Source organism: Limosilactobacillus mucosae DSM 13345 (assembly GCF_001436025.1).
GTDB classification, from domain to species: Bacteria; Bacillota; Bacilli; order Lactobacillales; family Lactobacillaceae; genus Limosilactobacillus; species Limosilactobacillus mucosae.
Genome location: NZ_AZEQ01000051.1, coordinates 1 through 2,364, shown reverse-complemented (window position 1 = coordinate 2,364; position 2,364 = coordinate 1). Strand labels below are relative to the sequence as shown.

3 protein-coding genes are annotated in these 2,364 nt (G+C 40.5%); 2 read left to right on the top strand and 1 reads right to left on the bottom strand.

Features of this window, described 5'->3' with window-relative positions; all coding sequences use genetic code 11:
• A partial coding sequence (locus FC47_RS10070; protein ID WP_155519195.1) for an RNA-guided endonuclease InsQ/TnpB family protein occupies nt 1-317 on the top strand: 317 nt, incomplete at its 5' end.
• 202 nt (nt 318-519) lie between these two features.
• Here FC47_RS10070 and FC47_RS10065 read toward each other — a convergent pair.
• Nucleotides 520-1,215, bottom strand: a complete 696-nt coding sequence (locus FC47_RS10065) for an IS1096 element passenger TnpR family protein (protein WP_056968808.1) — start codon at nt 1,213-1,215, stop codon at nt 520-522.
• Nucleotides 1,216-1,740: 525 nt separating this feature from the next.
• Between FC47_RS10065 and FC47_RS10060 the strand changes: the two genes are divergently transcribed.
• Nucleotides 1,741-2,343, top strand: coding sequence for a transposase (locus FC47_RS10060; protein ID WP_056968807.1), 603 nt, complete (start codon nt 1,741-1,743; stop codon nt 2,341-2,343).
• Nucleotides 2,344-2,364 lie beyond the last annotated feature (21 nt).

Here is a 2,364-nt window from a genome sequence, read left to right as displayed (position 1 = left end):
AAGAATTGAGGAGTAAGGATCTGCTCAAAAATCATGCCTTGGCAATGAGCATCAGTGATGTTGGCTGGCGGTCTTTCTTGGGGATGTTGTCATACAAAGCCGACCTTTATGACCGACAATTTATCACGGTCAGCCCTAAAAACACGACCCAAACCTGTCATGACTGCGGTTTTGTAATGGGAAGTGACGGGACCGAAAAGCTGACACTGGCAGATCGTGAATGGATATGTCCACAGTGCCATGTTCATCATATCCGTGATTATAATGCAGCACTAAATATTCTTGAAAAAGGACTCCAAAAACAACAAAAAGCCTAGTCAAAAAACTAGGCTCATTCCTATGGCAACCTGGGAATGTAAAAGGCATTGGTAATTAGATGATCACTGCTCAAGCAACTGCGGCTGTTTGAGTAAATCGTCCGTATCTATGCAAATTGTGGTTCAGACACTCAATATCGGGGTGTTTGCCCACAAGCCATCGACTTTAGCCGATGGTGGTTGACACTCCGGGTAGTAGCGCTCAATCAGGATAGTAGCGCTCAATCAGGTCAATGGCATGGTTGGAGATTTCGATGCCATCATAAGCCTGGCGATAGTAACGAATCAGCCGTTTGAGCCGCCAGTTGAGTTCATCTTGGTTGTAGTAGTTCAAAGTGAAGACATCTGCTACATCAAATAAAGGCTCTGGCAGCATCGTTCCAAAATCATTCAATTGATCGTCTGAGCGTTTCAGATCGCGGCCAAATTCCTTTAAGGCATCAACGCCACCAACGTTTTCAACAATTCCAAATCCTTTGCCGACAATGATTCGTGGCAGATTCTTGGCACTCAGCTCATTTTGATCGTCCAGCTTCTCAATTTTCAGCTTGATTTCCCAGCCATCGCCAAAGTCATAGCGGAATAAGAATTCATCCCCGACATTAAAGTAGTTGAGCCGAAAATCATTTAGGCCAATGTATTTGATTTTAGGTCCGCCTGGAAAACTTGGTACCATGCTGTATTCTTCAGGATTGTTCACCATCACCACGAGACCGTCATCAGATTGATAAGTGAAGTCATACTGATGCTCCGCGTACATTTCAAACATAATTTCCAGATAGTATGCCAGCTCAGTAATTGGAAGATTCTTTTTGATTTTGAATCGTCGCCAGGTTGCGGGTGATCGAAAGTCTTTCAGTTCAGCCTTGATTATATAGGTTGGAATTGGCTTTGCCATATCAGTTTCCTCCAAATATTTGCCTTTGCAGCCATTGCAACGTTTAAAACTTTTGAACTGAGTATATCATAAGGCACCTGCCTGCTAAAATCATAAACTACAGCAATGAAAGCGCTCTATCCAGTTGCTAATGATGGCACAGCACGCTAAAATTAATATATAAATACATATCTTTCTAGCAGATTTTACACACTAAAGGGCTAGGTGCCTGATTGCGCCTAACCCTTTTCTTAAATTCAAAAAGGAATCATTAAATCGCCAATACATATGCGTGTATGCGCTTACTTAAGTGACTAATAAGCACCCTTCTATACGCGAGTCATCTCATGTATAGAAGGGTATTTTCAATTATTAATAATTGTCTTGAATCTGGTTCATAAATTCCTGTAAAGCAGTTTGCCACGTTGGGATGATGAATCCAGTTGTCGATGGCAGTCTTAAAATGTATGAAAATGGCAATCTCAAATTGTACATTTTCGTACATTTTTTTGTATACTCACTTAAAAAATTAGAGATGATGTATACATGAGAAAAGATATTTTTGAAAGGATGCGATTCTTCGTGAAGGAGGACATCAAACCAAACTTTAGTCAGATTGCCAGACAATATGGTGTTGATCGAAGAACGGCTAAAACTTTATATGATAAAGCGGGCCAAGTTAAGGAGGTTGTACGAAAGAAAAGAAACATTCATGGAAAGCTCGACGACTTTAAAGAGATCGTCAAGCTCAAATACGAAGCTGGCTGCACGGCCATGGCAATCTACCGGTTCATTCAAAAGAAGGGATATACAGGCGGCTATACATTAGTAAAAACGTTCTGTCGAAACTATAAACAGGAGGAGATAAAGAAAGCGACGATTAGAGTTACTCATACGATTGGCCTTAGCGCTCAAGTAGACTGGAAGGAGGAAGTCAAACTACGCGATAAGTATGGAAAGGTACACACATTCAACATTTTTCTATACGTACTGCCCTACTCAAAGTTAAAGTTTATTAGTTTAACAATGGACAAAAGCCAAGATACGCTGTTTGAAATGCTTTACAAGGCGTTTCAATACACTAATGGCGTTCCAAAAGAAATTTGGTTTGATAATATGGCAACAGTTGTAGATCATCATTCCAGTTAGGGAGTGTAAAATATTTTGTGT

What these genes read in the sequence shown, in the direction of transcription:
- FC47_RS10065 (WP_056968808.1), bottom strand. Translation starts at nt 1,215, where the DNA reads ATGGCAAAGCCAATTCCAACCTATATAATCAAGGCTGAACTGAAAGAC.
- FC47_RS10060 (WP_056968807.1), top strand. Translation starts at nt 1,741, where the DNA reads ATGAGAAAAGATATTTTTGAAAGGATGCGATTCTTCGTGAAGGAGGAC.